Annotated in this window: 18 protein-coding genes; 11 read left to right on the plus strand and 7 right to left on the minus strand. The window is 61.0% G+C overall.

Annotated features, from left to right (window positions below):
* The first annotated feature begins 1 nt into the window (after position 1).
* Entirely contained in the window at positions 2-628 is a 627-nt protein-coding gene (gene mobA / locus D4A92_RS18700) for a molybdenum cofactor guanylyltransferase MobA (RefSeq protein ID WP_203016498.1), read from the plus strand.
* Positions 625-1146: a molybdopterin-guanine dinucleotide biosynthesis protein B gene (mobB, locus tag D4A92_RS18705; protein ID WP_203016499.1), complete on the plus strand. Its 522-nt coding sequence runs from the start codon at positions 625-627 to the stop codon at positions 1144-1146. The genes mobA and mobB overlap by 4 nt, the downstream gene beginning before the upstream one ends.
* Positions 1147-1213: 67 nt before the next feature.
* Here the strand turns inward: mobB and D4A92_RS18710 are convergent, their stop codons facing one another.
* Positions 1214-3454 (minus strand): OmpA family protein, encoded by a 2241-nt coding sequence (locus tag D4A92_RS18710; RefSeq protein WP_203016500.1) that lies wholly within the window; start codon positions 3452-3454, stop codon positions 1214-1216.
* A gap of 360 nt (positions 3455-3814) precedes the next feature.
* On the opposite strand from D4A92_RS18710, the gene D4A92_RS18715 reads away from it, so the two are divergent.
* From D4A92_RS18715 to D4A92_RS18730, 4 genes are all read left to right on the plus strand, one after another.
* On the plus strand, positions 3815-4588 hold the full coding sequence (locus D4A92_RS18715) for an ABC transporter substrate-binding protein (protein ID WP_006726051.1): 774 nt from the start codon (positions 3815-3817) through the stop codon (positions 4586-4588).
* Between the two features lie 112 nt (positions 4589-4700).
* The gene (locus tag D4A92_RS18720; RefSeq protein ID WP_203016501.1) at positions 4701-5504 is read left to right on the plus strand and encodes an ABC transporter permease; all 804 of its coding nucleotides are present in this window, start codon (positions 4701-4703) and stop codon (positions 5502-5504) included.
* Positions 5501-6331 (plus strand): ABC transporter permease, encoded by an 831-nt coding sequence (locus D4A92_RS18725; RefSeq protein WP_203016502.1) that lies wholly within the window; start codon positions 5501-5503, stop codon positions 6329-6331. The genes D4A92_RS18720 and D4A92_RS18725 overlap by 4 nt, the downstream gene beginning before the upstream one ends.
* 172 nt (positions 6332-6503) lie before the next feature.
* Positions 6504-6770 carry an usg protein gene (locus D4A92_RS18730; RefSeq protein WP_006726048.1) on the plus strand — a complete coding sequence of 89 codons (267 nt, stop codon included), beginning with the start codon at positions 6504-6506 and terminating at the stop codon, positions 6768-6770.
* Positions 6771-6772: 2 nt separating this feature from the next.
* Here D4A92_RS18730 and D4A92_RS18735 read toward each other — a convergent pair whose 3' ends face one another.
* Positions 6773-7510, minus strand: a complete 738-nt coding sequence (locus tag D4A92_RS18735; protein WP_203020036.1) for a DUF2270 domain-containing protein — start codon at positions 7508-7510, stop codon at positions 6773-6775.
* Between the two features lie 125 nt (positions 7511-7635).
* Between D4A92_RS18735 and D4A92_RS18740 the strand changes: the two genes are divergently transcribed.
* The 4 genes from D4A92_RS18740 to D4A92_RS18755 all read left to right on the plus strand — a co-directional run bounded on the left by D4A92_RS18740 (position 7636) and on the right by D4A92_RS18755 (position 11740).
* Positions 7636-8451 (plus strand): methyltransferase domain-containing protein, encoded by an 816-nt coding sequence (locus tag D4A92_RS18740; RefSeq protein ID WP_203016503.1) that lies wholly within the window; start codon positions 7636-7638, stop codon positions 8449-8451.
* 95 nt (positions 8452-8546) lie between these two features.
* Positions 8547-10112, plus strand: coding sequence for a hypothetical protein (locus D4A92_RS18745; protein WP_203016504.1), 1566 nt, complete (start codon positions 8547-8549; stop codon positions 10110-10112).
* A gap of 72 nt (positions 10113-10184) precedes the next feature.
* Positions 10185-11057, plus strand: a complete 873-nt coding sequence (locus D4A92_RS18750; protein WP_203016505.1) for an NAD(P)-dependent oxidoreductase — start codon at positions 10185-10187, stop codon at positions 11055-11057.
* A complete protein-coding gene (locus D4A92_RS18755) occupies positions 11054-11740 on the plus strand; it encodes a DNA alkylation repair protein (protein WP_203016506.1) in 687 nt (228 codons plus the stop codon). The genes D4A92_RS18750 and D4A92_RS18755 overlap by 4 nt, the downstream gene beginning before the upstream one ends.
* Positions 11741-11752: 12 nt before the next feature.
* On the opposite strand, the gene D4A92_RS18760 is transcribed toward D4A92_RS18755, so the two are convergent.
* The 3 genes from D4A92_RS18760 to D4A92_RS18770 all read right to left on the minus strand — a co-directional run bounded on the left by D4A92_RS18760 (position 11753) and on the right by D4A92_RS18770 (position 13561).
* Positions 11753-12241, minus strand: coding sequence for an Lrp/AsnC family transcriptional regulator (locus tag D4A92_RS18760; protein ID WP_006726042.1), 489 nt, complete (start codon positions 12239-12241; stop codon positions 11753-11755).
* A 65-nt stretch (positions 12242-12306) separates the two neighbouring features.
* Positions 12307-12951 (minus strand): uracil-DNA glycosylase family protein, encoded by a 645-nt coding sequence (locus D4A92_RS18765; RefSeq protein WP_203020038.1) that lies wholly within the window; start codon positions 12949-12951, stop codon positions 12307-12309.
* A 19-nt stretch (positions 12952-12970) separates the two neighbouring features.
* Positions 12971-13561: a thermonuclease family protein gene (locus D4A92_RS18770; RefSeq protein ID WP_203016507.1), complete on the minus strand. Its 591-nt coding sequence runs from the start codon at positions 13559-13561 to the stop codon at positions 12971-12973.
* A gap of 118 nt (positions 13562-13679) precedes the next feature.
* On the opposite strand from D4A92_RS18770, the gene D4A92_RS18775 reads away from it, so the two are divergent.
* Positions 13680-15215: a sensor histidine kinase gene (locus tag D4A92_RS18775; protein WP_203016509.1), complete on the plus strand. Its 1536-nt coding sequence runs from the start codon at positions 13680-13682 to the stop codon at positions 15213-15215.
* Here the strand turns inward: D4A92_RS18775 and D4A92_RS18780 are convergent, their stop codons facing one another.
* Complete coding sequence (locus D4A92_RS18780; protein ID WP_203016511.1) at positions 15216-15638, minus strand: diacylglycerol kinase; 423 nt, start codon at positions 15636-15638, stop codon at positions 15216-15218.
* Positions 15631-16653, minus strand: a complete 1023-nt coding sequence (gene cobT, locus D4A92_RS18785; RefSeq protein ID WP_203016512.1) for a nicotinate-nucleotide--dimethylbenzimidazole phosphoribosyltransferase — start codon at positions 16651-16653, stop codon at positions 15631-15633. The genes D4A92_RS18780 and cobT overlap by 8 nt, the downstream gene beginning before the upstream one ends.
* Positions 16654-16672 lie beyond the last annotated feature (19 nt).

Consider the following 16672-nt stretch of genomic DNA (forward strand, 5'->3'; position numbering starts at 1 on the left):
CATGACGCAGGACACCCGCCCCCCGGCCGTCATTCTCGCTGGCGGCCTGTCGCGCCGAATGGGCCGGGACAAGGCGGAACTGATCCTGGGCACGACGCCGCTTGCCCTGAGGGTTGCCGACCGGTTGCGGCCGCAGACTTCGGCGGTCTACCTCAATGCGTCCGAAGGTCATCCGCTGGCCGCACGCCTTCCCCTCCTCCAGGATACGAGGCCAGACCGACCCGGCCCCCTCGCTGGCGTGCTCGCAGGCGTGAAGCTATTTGCCGAACTACCTGGCGGACCCACACATATTCTGACTACACCGTGCGACAACCCCTTTCTGCCGTGCGACCTGGTAAGGCGCCTGCAAGACGGGGTGAGAGGCGACGCGATCATGCTGGCTGCCTGCAACGGCCGCAACCATCCGATTACGGCGCTCTGGCCGGTCACGCTGGCGGAAGATCTCGACCGCTGGCTAGACGACCCCGATCACCGCCGCGTCTTCGACTTCGTCGCCCGCCACCCAAACGAGACCGTGGAGTTCGCATCCTTCGAAGGACCCTTCGGTCCGGTCGATCCCTTCTTCAACATCAACACGCCCGAGGACCTCGCAATGGCCGAGGCCATCATCGAACAGGGTACAGTATGACGAACGCTCCGCGCATCTTCGGCATTGCCGGCTGGAAGAATTCCGGAAAAACCGGGCTTGCCGTGCGGCTCGTCGAGGAATTCACTCGCCGCGGCTACAAGATTTCGACCATCAAGCACGCCCATCATGACTTCGACATCGACAAGGTCGGCGCCGACAGCTACCGGCACCGGGAGGCCGGCGCCCATGAAGTCGTCATCGTGTCCGGTACCCGTTATGCCATCATGCATGAGCTGCGTGGCGCTCCAGAACCGAGCTTCGAGGAAATCCTCGCCCGCATCGGCCCCTGCGACCTCGTGCTGATCGAAGGCTATAAGCGTGAGCCCGTGCCGAAGATCGAAGCGCGGCGGGAAGCATCCGCAAACCGTGAACACTTGGCGCCATCCGATCCGCACATCCGCGCGATCGCGGCTGATCACCGCGTCGAGGACACCGATCTGCCGGTCTTCGACCTCGATGATACCCTGGCGATTGCCGACTTCATCGCCACGGTCACGGGGCTCCCACCCCGGTCCTGACATCTCCCCAAAAGAAAAGGCCGCCGGATCGCTCCGGCGGCCTTCTTCCATTCGTGAGCGTGGTCGATCAGTTGTTGCTCGACACGTTTGCAGGGCGAACCAGCGTAGTGACGCGGCGGATGGCGACGCGACGGTTTTGCTGTTCGGCGGCTTCCGTGCGGATCTTCAGGAAGCGCTCGCCGTAACCCTGGACCGACATGTTTTCCGGCGGGATGCCGTAGACTTCGGTGAGCAGGTTGGCGACGGTTTCTGCACGCTTGTCCGAAAGGATCAGGTTCGAGCGATCCGAACCGACGGCATCGGTGTGGCCCTCGATCAGGAAGACTTCACCCGGATCGTTTTCAAGCAGCTTTTCCATGGCCTGAGCCACGCGGCGCAGCGTCCTTGCCTGTTCGAGCGGGACTTCAGCCGAACCCGACGGGAAGGTGATCGTATCGAGGTCGATACGACGGACCTTGTCGCGGATTCGAGCCGAGGACTTGACTTCGTCGATCGAGTAGACGCGCTCGACACGCTCGACCGGCGGGCGGGCGAGGAAGTCGTAGTAGTCACGATCGGGCGAACGCGTCGTGCTGACGATATAGTCGTCGACCGGGATGGTCAGACGCATCGGCGGCAGAGACAGACCGACGTCGACATACATCGCGGGACGCTGGCCATCGGCTTCCGGCGAATACATCAGGACATATTCGCGTCCGCCCGGCGAAATCCGCGACCGGATGATGATGTCGCCGTAACGGTTGTAGACCGTTACCAGCTTGCTGCCATCGGCACGTTCGATGGTCTCACGCGTGCGGCCACGCGACAGCTGCTCGTAATAGGTCTGCTGAGCATCGTAGCCTAGGCGCCGGCGATCATCGCCACGCACGACGATCTGGTTGCCGACATTGATGACGGTGCGGTTGTCGATCTGCTCGATGACCCGGACTTCCGTGACCTGATTGACCACGTTGTTCTGGATAACCGTGTTGTTGGTCACGTTGTTGTTCGTGACATTGCTGGTGACGTTGTTGGTCACGGTGCTGTTGGTCACGTTGGTAACCGTGGTCGGCACTTCGAAGGTCGGCGCGGCATCCATGGTGGTGCCTTGCTCGGAGACCGTTGCCTGCAACGTCTGCGGATCGAAGGCCACGGCTTCGGACTGGGCGTCGGCATCCGTCTCCGGCGCAGGAGCCACGTCTTCCTGTGCCCGCAACTCGCTCCGTCGCTGACGGACATTCTCGCCACCGCTGTTGTCGGCATCCTTGTCGCTGTCGAGAACAGCAGCACCGTTGTCGACCGGAAGCACCACGGTTTCAGATGTCTGCGACGGGTCTTCGGCGATAGCCTCCTTTTCCTCGGCGGTCCGGGTATCGGTGATCTGCGGAACCGGCTGATTCTCCGTAGGCTCGACCGCAGGCACGAGAACCTGCTCGCCTTCCGGCTGGGCTTCGGCGGGGACCTCTTCTCCGGTTGCCTGCTCTTCGGTCGGCAGTTCTTCGGTCTGTTCCGGAGCAGCCGAATCCGGCGTCGGCTGCACCTCTTCCGCAGGCTGCTCTTCGGTCTGGGCCGGCTGCTCATCCACCGGCTGTTCTTCCGGCTGGGCAGGTGTTGCGCACTCTGCTTCAGAAGCGGCCTGCGATCCATCGGCGCAGGTAACTGTGGCGGGCTGCTCTTCGACGGCCGGCTCGGCCTGCTGAGCCTCTTCAGCTGCGCGCTGGGCTTCGGCCTCTGCTGCGCGCTGTGCCTCGGCTTCCGCTTCAGCTGCACGCTGCGCCTCGGCTTCAGCCTGCTGCTGGGCTTCGGCTTCGGCCGCACGCTGGGCTTCCGCTTCCGCCTCGGCAGCGCGTTGAGCCTCTGCTTCTGCGGCTGCCTGAGCTTCGGCTTCGGCCTGACGCTGTGCCTCTGCCTCGGCAGCGGCCTGGGCTTCCGCTTCCGCCTGACGCTGAGCTTCTGCTTCGGCGGCTGCCTGGGCTTCTGCTTCAGCCTGACGTTGAGCTTCTGCTTCGGCCGCGGCCTGAGCTTCGGCCTCGGCCTGACGCTGAGCTTCCGCCTCTGCGGCGGCCTGCGCTTCTGCTTCAGCCTGGCGGCGCGCTTCTTCCTCGGCCGCAGCCTGGGCATCGCGCGCAGCACAAGTATCCGCGTCAGGCGCTTCCGATCCGTCATTGCAGGTGACGGCCTGGGCCAGCTGGATCAGCTGTTCTTCAGCCTGTCGCGACTGCGTCTGGCGTTCTGGATGTCCGGTGACAGCCGCAGCGACCGGTTTTGCCAATACCGCGACGGACAGGACCGGGATTGCCACCGTGTTGAGCAATCTCTTGTTGAACATACCTTGCGTTTCCTTCCCTACGCACGGGCCGGTGACAGTGTCATCCGGGTCCGTGCTGTTGAATGCATGCTCGATTGTGCGAACCGAAGCTGCGGCCAAATTAGATTTCGCATAATTAACCGTGCCTGAACGAGTTGGAACGGCTTTTGCTCCACCACACAACAGCGATTGGAACAAAAAAATGTCTTTCATGGCCCCTAGTGGATTTACGGGGGCAAATTTTAGCGATCACGCGGTTTGTTGTTGATTTCGGCTTTAAAAACGGACGAATATTGGGCCCAAGTGTGGTCGACCATTCCACACGATCACGGACAGCCGCCTTACAACAACAAACGGCGTCCACCCAACAGAGAGGATCTCATGCGTATTCCGACACGTTTTCTGGCCGCAGCATCGATCGCTGCGCTGTCGCTCTTTGCCGGCTCGACCATGGCTCAAGAGAAGCTGATCATCGGCACTGAAGGCGCTTACCCGCCCTTCAACAATCTGGAAGCCGATGGCACCCTCGTTGGCTTCGACATCGACATCGCCAATGCGCTATGCGAAGAAATGAAGGTCTCCTGCGAATTCGTCACCCAGGATTGGGATGGCATCATTCCGGCCCTGCAAGCCAAGAAGTTCGACGCGATCATCGCGTCCATGTCGATCACCCCAGAGCGCCTGGAGAAGGTCGACTTCTCGAAGAAGTACTACAACACGCCGCCGGCCGTCGCCGTTCCGAAGGACTCCCCGATCACCGATCTGGCCGGCCTGAAGGGCAAGGCAATTGGCGCGCAGTCCTCCACGACCCATGCCAACTATGCCGAAAAGCACATGGCGGACAGCGAGCTGAAGCTCTACCCTACTGCTGATGAATACAAGCTCGACCTTGAAGGCGGCCGCGTTGACGCCGTCGTCGATGACATCGTCGTGTTGTCGGAATGGCTGAAGTCGGACGCCGGCACCTGCTGCAAGATCCTGACCCCGCTTGAGGTGGATGTCGAGATCAATGGTGAAGGTGCAGGCATTGCAGTGCGAAAGGGTGAAACCGAACTCGCAGACAAGCTCTCCGCTGCGATCGAGGCCATCCGCGCAAACGGCAAATATGCCGAAATCAACAAGAAGTATTTCGATTTCGACGTCTACGGCGAGTGATCCCGGCATAAACCGATAAAACCAAGTGGCGGAAGTCGAACACTTCCGCCATTTTGCATTTGAACTGCAATGACATGAAAAAAGGCGGGAAAAACCGCCAAGGGGGAATGGCATGGGCGGATTGTCTTCCGCGCTCGGCTCGATCTGGGACTGGATCAACTATACGTTCGATCCGCTCTGTGGTCCCGTCGGGCTCTTCCGGCTGTTGGCGACCGATACGCTTGTCGGCTGCGGCGACACCGGCTGGGGCGACGAGATCGCCTTCGGCGTCAAGGTGACGATCTCGCTGGCACTTGCGACCCTGCCCGTGGGCCTTGCCCTCGGCTTTCTGATTGCGCTGGCGCGCCAGTCGGGAGAATGGAGCCTGCGGGCAGCGACCGGCGTCTACACGACCATCTTTCGCGGACTGCCCGAGCTGCTGACCCTCTTCATCGTCTATTTCGGCTTCCAGATTCTCGTTCAGTCCATCTTGTCCTCGCTCGGCATCGACCAGCGCGTCGAGATCAACGCATTTGTTGCGGGCATGATCGCGCTCTCCGTCGTTTTCTCGTCCTATGCCTCGGAAGTTCTGCTCTCGGCGTTCCAGGCCATCCCGCGTGGTCAGTACGAGGCCGGCAGTGCGGTCGGTCTGAGCCGGCGCAAGACCATGTGGCTGATCATCGTGCCGCAACTGATCCGCATCGCGCTTCCGGGCCTCAGCAATCTCTGGCTTGTGCTCCTCAAGGATACGGCGCTCGTCTCGGTCATCGGCCTTGCCGACATCGTGCGGCAGACGGGTGTTGCGGCACGCGTCACCAAGGAAGCCTTCATGTTCTACGGGATCGCCTGCCTTCTCTATCTCGTTCTTGCCACCGTCTCCTCGATCGGCCTCAACGCCATCGCACGCTGGGCGAACCGCGCGGAGGCAAGCCGATGAGCCATGCGCTGGACATGATCCCCGCCCGCCCCGCGCCGCCGACAAAGGCAAGCCGCATCAACCTGGCCCGCGTCGCCGGCTATGCCATCCTCACTCTCTGGGCTGTTCTCGGGCTTGCCCTGGTCTGGTACCTCGCATCGAGCTGGGACCCGGCCAAGATCGAGCGCTATGGCTGGCGGTACCTGGACGGTCTCGCCACGACCTTGATCCTGACCTTCGGGTCGATCACGCTCGGCGCCCTTCTCTCCGTCCCCGTCACATTCGCGCGCATGTCACGCAACCCGATCCTCAACACGATCGCCTATGCCTATGTCTATGTCTTCCGCAGCACGCCGATGCTGCTGCAGATCTTCCTCATCTATTATGGCCTCGGCTCCTTCCGTGCGCAGATCGAGGCGATAGGCCTCTGGTGGTTCTTCCGCGAGGCCTGGTATTGCGCCCTGTTTGCCATGACGCTGAACACGGCCGCCTATCAGGCGGAGATCCTGCGCGGTGCGATCGAAAGCGTACCGCGTGGTCAGACGGAAGGTGCAAAATCCCTTGGCATACCAACCTCGATTACCTTCTGGAAGATCATCCTGCCGCAAGCCCTGATCGTCGCTCTTCGCCCCTATGGCAACGAGATCATCTTCATGATCAAGGGCTCGGCCGTCGTCGCAGTCGTCACCGTTCTCGATCTCATGGGCCAGACCCGCTACGCCTTCTCGCGCACCTTCGACTATCAGACCTACCTCTGGGCAGCGATCTTCTATCTCGCCATCGTCGAGGCGCTGCGTCATACATGGGGTGCGATCGAGGCACGCCTGACCCGTCACCTCAAACGATGACTATCGGGTGGCGACCCGGCCTGGATCGCCCCTCAACTCCATTAGCACTTCCTTCACCAACAGATGTTTCCATCATGTCAGGGCCCGCGTCGGTCGCGGCCCCGGTCGGTCGCGGAAGCGATGACACCGCCCGCGTCGATCCGTCTTCCACGAGAACGGGGAACGCCGGCACATGAACAGCGAAATGGAACTGATGCTGAAGGGTTACGGGCTGACAACCGCCCAGATCCTTTACCGCCTGCCCGATCACCCTTCCCTGCTGCAGACCTATATCTGGCAGCACTACGATCTGGCTCCGGACTTTCCGGAGATGCGTGGCTTCCTGCGCTTCTGGCAGGACAAGATCGAGGGGCCGCTGCACTCTGTGACCTATGTGCACAAGAAGATGATCGCGGCCAGCGAATGGCGCTCGTTAAAAGGCGAGTTCATCCTGCACTGAGCTCAGACATGCACCTCGCCATGGGCAATTTCCCCATCTTTCGGCTTCCGATAGAGGATGGCGAAGAGTAACGCAGCATAGAAGGCGCCGACCAGCGCCAGCACGACGCCGCCATACAGCGGTCCTAGATGGGCGTTCTGAACGATTTGGTACAGACTGCTGACGAACTCGGCGGGGGCTTCGTTCTGTTGCAGCTTCGGGCTTGATATCTTGAGCGCCCAGGCAAGGAGCAGGATGAGATACATCCAAATGTAGTTACGGCGAATGCGACGAAAGAGCGCTTCGCGGTATGCCATCAGGAATACGGGCCGTCGAAGGCTGGAAGCAATTGCTTCCGCCCAATCGGGCTTCAATTCGGCCTGCGGGCAGAGCGCCTGGGAGAAGTAGTGCCGCTCGAGCTGGCGCACCCTTGCCCGGTAGACGTCGAAGAAGCGATAGCGCCGCGCCTCGATCAGAAGAAAGACCGAGACGAGCAGCATGGCGAACAGCACGACACCATGGTGCGACGATGGCGTCGACAGTGACACGGAAAGTAGGCCGGCCACCACCGTCATCGACCAGTTCGTGGTCCGATCTATCCGGTCGCGCCAGCTCGTCATCCGACCGATCTCACCGCGATAATAGTGGATGATCATATTGGCTTTTTCAGCCGAACTGGCTGGCAGCGCCGGCGCGAGGCGCGCGGGCGTTGCGCTCTCCAGCGGTAGTATACCGGCTTTGTCTTGTGCGGTTTGTTCCATGCTTGGCTCCATATCAAGAAAACACCAGGAACCGCCCGCGGTTCCCTTTTCATTGCCAAGCCCGGCCCGACCCGCTAGACGACCGGCAAAGGCCCGATGAGCGGCCAAGAAAACAGGAGCCTCACATGGCCAAGATCGACGAAGAAGCCCTGGCGGAAGCCTATAACCGCGCACTCGCCCTCGAAAAGTCCGGCGATGTAGATGCAGCCGTGAAGGCCTATGAGGAAGTGCTGGCGATCGACCCCGACGACCACGGCGGCGCATCGGTGCGGATTGCCGCACTTGGCCGTGGCGAGGCCCCGCCGAAAGCGCCCGACGCCTATGTCGAGACGCTCTTCGATCAGCACGCTGATGCCTTCGAGGACATTCTCGTCGAACAACTCGGCTACACCGTGCCGATGATGGTCCGCCAGCGTCTGCAAACGCTCGGTCTCGGCCCGTTCAAGCGTCTGCTCGACCTAGGCTGCGGCACCGGCCTCACCGGCGGCGCGCTGCGCGACGTCGTGGACGATATGACGGGCATCGACATTTCCGAAAAGATGGTCGAGATCGCCCATGAGAAGGACCTCTACGAGACGCTCTATGTGGCGGAACTCGAGGACTTCCTCGAAGACAATGACGACGAACCCTTCGATCTCGTCACGGCAACCGACGTGCTGCCCTATCTCGGCGCGCTGGAACCGCTCTTCTTTGGTGCTGCCGAGAACATGACCGACGGCGGCATCTTTGTCTTCTCTTCCGAAACCCGGCCGGAAGACGTCATGGCCGGCCGTCCCTTCATGGTTGGGCCGCACCAGCGCTTCGTGCATGCGGAGACCTATGTGCGTGAACGGCTGGCCGCGACAGGCTTCGAAGTGGTCGAAATCACCGACATCAACGTGCGCATGCAGGACGGTGAGCCCTCTCCTGGTCATCTCGTGGTGGCGAAAAAGACGAAATAGACAATCCTTGATTGAATCTTCAATCATAGATCGCGCCTAATTGGTAGTCAGCTACCATCAAGAGTTTAGGCTTCCCTCAGAAAAAGGGGGAAGCCATGCAAACAGAACTTGCCGCTCAAGCGATCACCGATCCCTCATTGACATGGACGGTGGTCGTCGCCTTCGCCATATCCCTGATTACCGTCTTCGCCTTGATCTTCGGCCGATACGAGATCAGGCTCCGACGGCTCCGTCTCATTCGCGATTACGTGAAAACCTTCCCTGTCATCGACCTGGGAGAGGAAGGCACCAGCCCGTCTTTCGAATTCGTTCGCAGCAAATACGCCGCCGATGTTAGCAGCGATGACGAACGGGAAGTGAGAGCTTCGAGCGGCAACCTCCGATCGGCGGAGGACATCATCAGCGAGATTAATGATACGATCTCTAGGACCCGCGTCTTTCTGAACCGGGGCGACCTGCGGCTGTTGACCGCTGCAATTCCCTATCTTCTCGTCGTCACGACCGGCTTCATCCTCGCCTTCTCGGGTTTCGGTTGTTTCGAGACGGCGGCGACCTGTCTTGATGGAACGACCTTCAACCTGCTGACGGTAGGCGGCATGAAGTTCTCGGATCAAACCGCCGCAGTTGACGTCAGACAACTCGCCGAAAACGTCCTGACGGTCGCGGCCATCACATTCATTGGCGCCTACCTCTCGTCCTTGCGCTATCTCGTCCAGGCGCTCGCCGTCTTCGACCTGAACGGCTATACGATGATAAGGCAGGCGGCAATGATCGTGATTTCGGTGCTGGCCTCGGCCACGCTCTACCGCGCCATTCCCGACTTGAGCGCTCTTCAGGCGGCCGTGAGCATCGACCGGACCACACCGATCGGGGACCTGCCAGCGCTCTGGATCCTTCTCGGCCTCGCCTTTGGTCTGCTGCCGGGCAGTGTCCTGCAGTTCATCCTGGTCAAGATCGGCACCCAGATCAACTGGATCAAGCAGTCGGACAATCGGTTCATCGACATGACCCGGGTCGTCCCTCTGGATGCCATCGATGGTATAGACTTCTTCACCCGCTTCCGCCTTGAAGAATGCGGCATCTCAGACGTTCAGTCGCTCGCCACCTATAATCCGATCATGCTGCATATCGAGACGCCATACGGGATCTATCAGACCGTCGACTGGATCGCCCAGGCACAGCTCTGCTGCGTCGTCGGCCTCGACCGCTTCCTTTTGCTGCGACAATTCAACGTGCGCACGATCTTCGACCTCGAACGTGCCTTGAAGCAAAATCGCAGGGACGACAGTGAGGCTGACAAACAAGCGATCGATGCCTTCGATCGAATCTACGCATCCGTCCTGTTTGCACCGACCGGCCCGATGAAACTCATCCTCGAGAAGAGTACGGCGAAATTTCTCATCCCCGGCGCAGATGGGCAGATCATGGAAGTCGACGCGAAGGACTTCAGCATTTGGGCGCTCACCACCATCAGCGAGACCAAGGCGATGTCCTCCCGGGCTGTCGAGCATCTGATGGACTGGATCGGCGATGACCTCCACGTTCGCCGCCTCCGACGCCTGTGGAACGAGATTTCGGGCCGCCTTGGACAGTTGAGCCTCGAATTGACGCCGGACCACAAGATTGGCGCCAAATCCGATACGCCGGACCCGCCGGATTGAGGGAGCCCGGCCCTTTCACCCTGCCTTGCCATCGATTATGCATGTCTCATACCGCAAGGCAGGAGAGACGAAATGGCAAAGGTCGCATTCATCGGTTTGGGCGTGATGGGTTTTCCCATGGCAGGTCACCTGAAGGTCAAGGGTGGCCACGAGGTGAAGGTCTATAACCGCACGACAGCCAAGGCAGAGGCCTGGGTGGCGAAGTTCGGCGGTAGTCATGGTCTCACTCCTGCGGAGGCGGCCGAGGGCGCAGACTTCGTCTTCACCTGCGTCGGCAATGACGACGACCTGCGTTCTGTCACCACAGGCGAAAACGGCGTGATTGCCGCGATGAAGCCGGGTGCGATCCTGATCGACAACACCACGGCGTCCGCCGAGGTCGCACGTGAACTCGCCGAAGCGACAGCTGCCAAAGGCTGCGGCTTTATCGATGCCCCGGTTTCTGGCGGCCAGGCAGGTGCGGAAAACGGCGTGCTCACCGTGATGTGCGGCGGCGAACCGGACACTTTCGACCGCGCAAAACCCGTGATTGACACCTTTGCCCGCATGGTCGGCCTGATGGGCCCGGCCGGCGCCGGCCAGCTGACCAAGATGGTCAACCAGATCTGCATTGCGGGCCTCGTCCAGGGTCTGGCCGAAGGCGTGCATTTCGGCAAGAAGGCCGGCCTCGACATCGAGAAGGTGATCGAGGTCATCTCCAAGGGAGCGGCTGGCTCCTGGCAGATGGAGAACCGTCACAAGACCATGAACCAGGGCAAATACGACTTCGGCTTTGCCGTCGACTGGATGCGCAAGGATCTGGACATCGTCCTCTCGGAAGCGCGCCGCAACGGCGCGAACCTGCCGGTCACGGCGCTCGTTGATCAGTTCTACGGCGAGGTGCAGAAACTCGGCGGCAACCGCTGGGACACCTCGTCCCTGCTGGCGCGGCTGGAAAAAAAATGATCGGCCCCTCCTCCACCGCAGCCGAGATCATCGCATCTCTGCGCTTAATGCGGTCGGAGGAGAACATTGCCGGCATGGCTCGCTACGGGATTGTCACCGACAATGCCCTTGGCATCGGCAATCCCGCCCTGCGGCAGATCGCCAAGGTGATCGGCCCGAACCATTCGCGTGCCGAAGAGCTCTGGGCATCCGGCATACGCGAAGCGCGCCTGTTGGCGATCTGGACTTTCGTCCCGGCGCTCCTGTCACCGGATGACATCCGGCGGCTCGTTGCCGATTTCAACTCTTGGGAAATCGTCGATGCGGCGGCCGATCTGCTCACCGAGACGCCCTACTGGCGCGCACTGGTGGACGACTTCGCGGCAGATGACCGGGAGTTCGTCCGCCGAGCCGCCTTTGCCATGATCGCAGGCGCGACCGTTCACAACAAGAGTGAGCCGGACGCGACTTTCCTCGAATGGTTGCCGCTGATTGAGCGACACGCGACCGATCCCCGCAACTTCGTCAAGAAGGCCGTGAACTGGGCTCTGCGCAACACGGGCAAGCGCAGCCGCACATGCCACGCAGCTGCTATTCTTCTGGCGGAAAGACTGGCGGGAGAGAGCGATGCAACAGCCCGTTGGATCGGCAAGGATGCCTTGCGTGAACTGCGCGACCCCAGACGGATCGCGAAGCTCAAATGATACCGGCGCGGTTTATTCTTCGCCGGCCTTGTGATTGTCGATCATCATGTAGTCGAGCGGGAGCTCGGTCGTATACTTGATCTGTTCCATGGCAAAGGCAGAGGACACGTCGCGGATCTCGATCTTGGCGATCATCCGCTTGTAGAAGGCATCATAGGCCGCAATGTCCGGCACGACGACACGCAGCAGGTAGTCCACATCACCGCTCATGCGGTAGAACTCGACCACCTCCGGAAACTCGGACACGACCTCGGAGAAGCGCTTCAGCCATTCAATCGAGTGGCTGGATGTGCGGATCGAGACGAAGACCGTCACCTTGGTGTTGACCTTGGCAGGATCGAGCAATGCGACGCGCCGACGGATCACACCGTCCTCTTCCATCTTCTGGATGCGCCGCCAGCAAGGCGTAGTGGACAGCCCGACCTTCTTGGCGAGATCGGCAACGGCAAGCGTGGAATCTTCCTGGAGAATGCGGAGAATTTTGCGATCGAGGCGGTCCATGAAAAACCCTATAAAACTGATTTTTCTTGATATAGCCGATTTCATAAAAATTATGGAAAATCATTTCAAGCTATCAACAAGGAAACCTCTCGCCGCAGCACGGGCAGCACCTCGGCCTCAAACCAGGGGTGCCGTTTCAGCCAGCCGGTATTGCGCCAGCTCGGATGGGGAAGCGGCAAGACGCGCGGCCCCTCGCGATTGGCGAGAAGGAAGTCCCGCCAATGGGTGACCGTCTCGGTCATGGTCTTGCGGCGCAAACGTCCGAGATGCCAGGCCTGTGCGTATTGCCCGATCGCGAGGATGAGCTCGACCTGCGGCATGGCGTCCATCACCGTCTGTCGCCAATGCGGCGCACATTCCCGGCGCGGCGGCAGATCATGTCCGTTTTCGTCATAACCGGGAAAGCAGAAGCCCATCGGTGCGATCGCCAGTTTGCTGCGGTCATAGAAGGTGTCGCGATCGACGCCCAGCCAGTCTCGCAGGCGGTCGCCTGAGGCGTCGTTGAACGGAATACCCGTTTCATGCACCCGAAGCCCCGGCGCCTGCCCGGCAATCAGCACCCGTGCCGTCGAGGAAAGCCAGGCAACCGGCCGAGGCTCATGCGGCATCCGCCGCTCAGGCCCACCGGCCGGACAATCGCGACAGATGCGACAACGCGCAATCGCGCTCGACAAGACGTCGATCGTCGGCGGCAAGTCACCGCGGGGCATGCTCGGCGGCGAAGGATTGTCAGCGGCCATTGTCTCTTTCGTCCTCAAACCAATGTGTCAGCCATCGCGGCAGTAACGCCTCGACCCAACCCGTGAGTTCCGCCTCCTCGATCTGCCGACGACGCCGCCAGTCGGCTGGGCGCTCGAATTCGCCCCGCCAGATCCCCTCGCCCGCCAGCCGGGCCTTGGCCTCGCTTGCAAGATAACGTCCATCGGCAAAGACAGAACCGGTCTTCACCAGCAGATCGCCGAGATCGTCGAGGCCACGTTTGCAGACCACGAGCAGCCGGCCATATCGATCACGGCCGGTGCCGCTGCATTCGAAGTCACGCCCGGACACGAGCGCTGCCAAGGCACGACGCGCCTCCTCGCCGCAGGCATAGGGCGACCCATCCGCCGCCTTGCAGAGCTGAGCAAGCTCGGGTGCATCAATGCCCTCGATCCGCAGCCGTTCGCCGTCTGCGCCGAGCGTGTCGCCATCGATCACCGAGAACGAGCCGGAAAAGCGCAGCGCCTGTTCGTTCTCGAGCTTGGCGATGACAAGCAATGCGAGCGCCACGATGGCGAGCCCTAGCACCAGGTCGCGCAGCCGCCGAACGTGTCTCGTCACATTTCCACCCACTTCAACAACAGATCCTTTTTACACATGGCAAACAAAACCTTCCAAGACAGGATCTTCTTAAGATTTCGCCGCTAGGGTTCACCAAGGCGCGGAAGACTGCAACGCAATGAGTAACGGCGTAGACACATCGGCGGACAAAAACGTTCTCGACCTGACGCGACACAATCGCAACAGGGCAACGAACCGCGCTGTCCGCTCCACCCGTGAACGTCTGCAGACGGGTCCGGGCACCTCCCCCGCCTTCGATGCCGAGATCCTCGCCATGCATGTCGGCGCCTGCCTGCAGGGCGCGGCCGTCATCCCGATCACCATCCTTCTGATTGCCGCCTCCGGCGCCTATTTCACCACCCAGCCACATATTCTCATCTGGGGCCTTTTCGCGCTGACTATGCATGCGATCGGCATCCTGATCGTCAAGCGCGCATCGAAGACCGAAATCACGCCCGAGAACCAGATCAAATGGCGTCGCATCCTGCTGGCCGCACAGGCCGCCATGGGACTGTCCTGGGCGATCTTCGTGCTCCAGGACTGCGCGAGCTGCAATCCGACCGCCTTTACCTTCTACAAGGGCGCGGTGCTGTTGGTGGCGCTTTCCATCACGGCGATGGCAAGCATGCTGTTGCGCCAGGCTGTGCTCTTCGGTTTTCTGCCCACCGTGATTGCACTCACGGCCGTATCCATCTCCGGCCGCAACATCCTCGATATCGGCCTGACGGCTGTCTTCACCACTGCGCTGATCTTCTTCATCTACATCACCAACCGACTGCATCAGGCCAATCTCAAGCTCCCGTCCTTTCAAACGGAAAAGGACGACCTGATCGCGGAACTGGAAGTCGCCAAGTCCCTGTCCGATGAGGCAAGGCGTAGGGCCGAAGAGGCCAATATGGCCAAGTCGCGCTTCCTCGCCTCCATGTCCCACGAGCTTCGCACGCCGCTCAACGCCATCCTGGGCTTTTCCGAAGTCATGGCAACGGAAGTGCTCGGGCCGCTGAACAACCCGCTCTATAAGGAATATGCTGGAGACATCCACCGCTCCGGAAGCCATCTGCTCGAACTGATCAACGAGATCCTCGACCTGTCGCGCATCGAGGCCGGCAAATACGAACTGAGCGAAGAGAGTGTGTCGCTCCTGGAGGTGGCCGAAGACTGCATCGGCATGATCCAGCTGCGCGCCAAATCGAAGAACATCCGCATCGAGCAGCAATTCGAGAAGGCGCTGCCGTCGCTCTGGGCCGACGAAAAGGCTCTGCGCCAGGTGATCCTGAACCTCTTGTCGAATGCAGTGAAATTCACGCCCCAGGGCGGCGAGATCATGGTCAAGGCCGGCTGGACCGCCGGCGGCGGACAATACATCTCGATCCGCGACAATGGCCCGGGCATTCCGGAAAATGAAATCCCCGTGGTCCTATCCGCCTTCGGTCAGGGCTCGATTGCGATCAAGAGTGCCGAACAGGGCACGGGACTTGGCCTTCCGATCGTCCAGGCGATCCTCGCCAAGCATGGCGGGGAATTCAAGCTGAAGTCGAAGCTCCGGGAAGGCACAGAAGTCATCGCCATCCTGCCATCGAGCCGCGTGCTCGAAAGCTTGCCTGCCGTATCGGAAGTCAAAGCCGTCGAGCCCCGCCGTCGGCAGTTCGCCTGATCAGGCAAGGAATAGCCGGCTGATCACGACGTAAGCAGCGAAAGCGCCATTTGCCACGATCAGGCAGAAGACGGCGAAGGATCCGAGATCCTTGGCATTGCGTCCAACCGTCGAGATTTCCGGCGAGATGCGGTCAACCAGTTCCTCGATCGCCGTATTGAGCGCCTCCACAGAAAACATCAGCATCATCAAAACGACGAAGCCGAGGAATTCAAAGAGGCTCGCACCGACCAGACCGAACACGACCAGCCCGCCGACAAAGCCCAGGAGCTCATGCCGGAAGGCAGCTTCCTGGATCAGACGTCGAAATCCCTGGGCCGAATACTGAGCGGCGGCAAACAGATGCGCGATGCCGGTCTTCTTCTTGATGACTGCCGAGGCGAGCGGCTCCGCATCGCCGGGCTTTGATGTGCGATCACTCATGCGACTTGTTGGTTACCCCAGCCTGTTCGAAGGTTGCCATGCCGGAATGGCAGGCCGCCGCCGCCTTGACGATGCCGGCCGCAAGCGCCGCACCGGTGCCTTCACCCAGTCGCATGCCAAGCGCCAGAAGCGGTGTCTTGCCGAGGCGTTCAATTGCACGCAGATGCCCTGGCTCACCGGAGACATGACCGATCAGGCAGTGATCGAGCGCGGAAGGATTGGCCGCCTTCAAGATGGAGGCAGCGGCGGTTGCCACATAGCCGTCGATCAGGACGGGGATTTTTTCCATGCGGGCGGCCAGGATCGCACCAGCCATGGCTGCGATCTCGCGCCCACCGAGGCGGCGCATGACTTCCAGCGGATCGGAGAGATGTTCGCGATGGAATTCAACCGCCTGCTTGACGGCGGCCACCTTGCGCGCCAGCACGTCGCCTTCCGAGCCAGTTCCCGGACCGACCCAGTCCTCCGCCTCGCCGCCATAGAGCGCGAGATTGATCGCAGCTGCGATCGTCGTATTGCCGATACCCATTTCACCGATGCAAAGAAGATCAGTTCCGCCCGCAATCGCCTCCATGCCGAAAGCCATGGTCGCGGCGCAGTCGCGCTCCGACAATGCCGCCTCGCAGGTGATATCGCCCGTCGGATAGTCGAGCGCGAGGTCGAAGATCTTCAGGCCAAGATCATGCGTCACGCAGATCTGGTTGATGGCAGCGCCGCCAGCTGCAAAATTCTCGACCATCTGCTGGGTGACCGACGGCGGGAACGGCGTGATACCATGCTTGGTGACACCATGATTGCCGGCAAAGATCGCGACCAGCGGACGATTGACCGCAGGGGCCCGTCCACTCCAGGCGGCAAGCCACATGGCAATCTCTTCGAGCCGTCCAAGCGCGCCCGGCGGCTTGGTCAGTTGCTTGTCGCGTTCGCGCGCAGCCACGAGCGCCGCAGTGCTGGGTCCCGGCAGGTCACGCAGCAGCGTGCGGAAATCGTCGAATGGCAGGCCGGTAACGCTCATGGGTCTGGCTTCCTTGTAT

Source organism: Rhizobium rosettiformans, from assembly GCF_016806065.1.
Lineage (GTDB): Bacteria > Pseudomonadota > Alphaproteobacteria > Rhizobiales > Rhizobiaceae > Allorhizobium.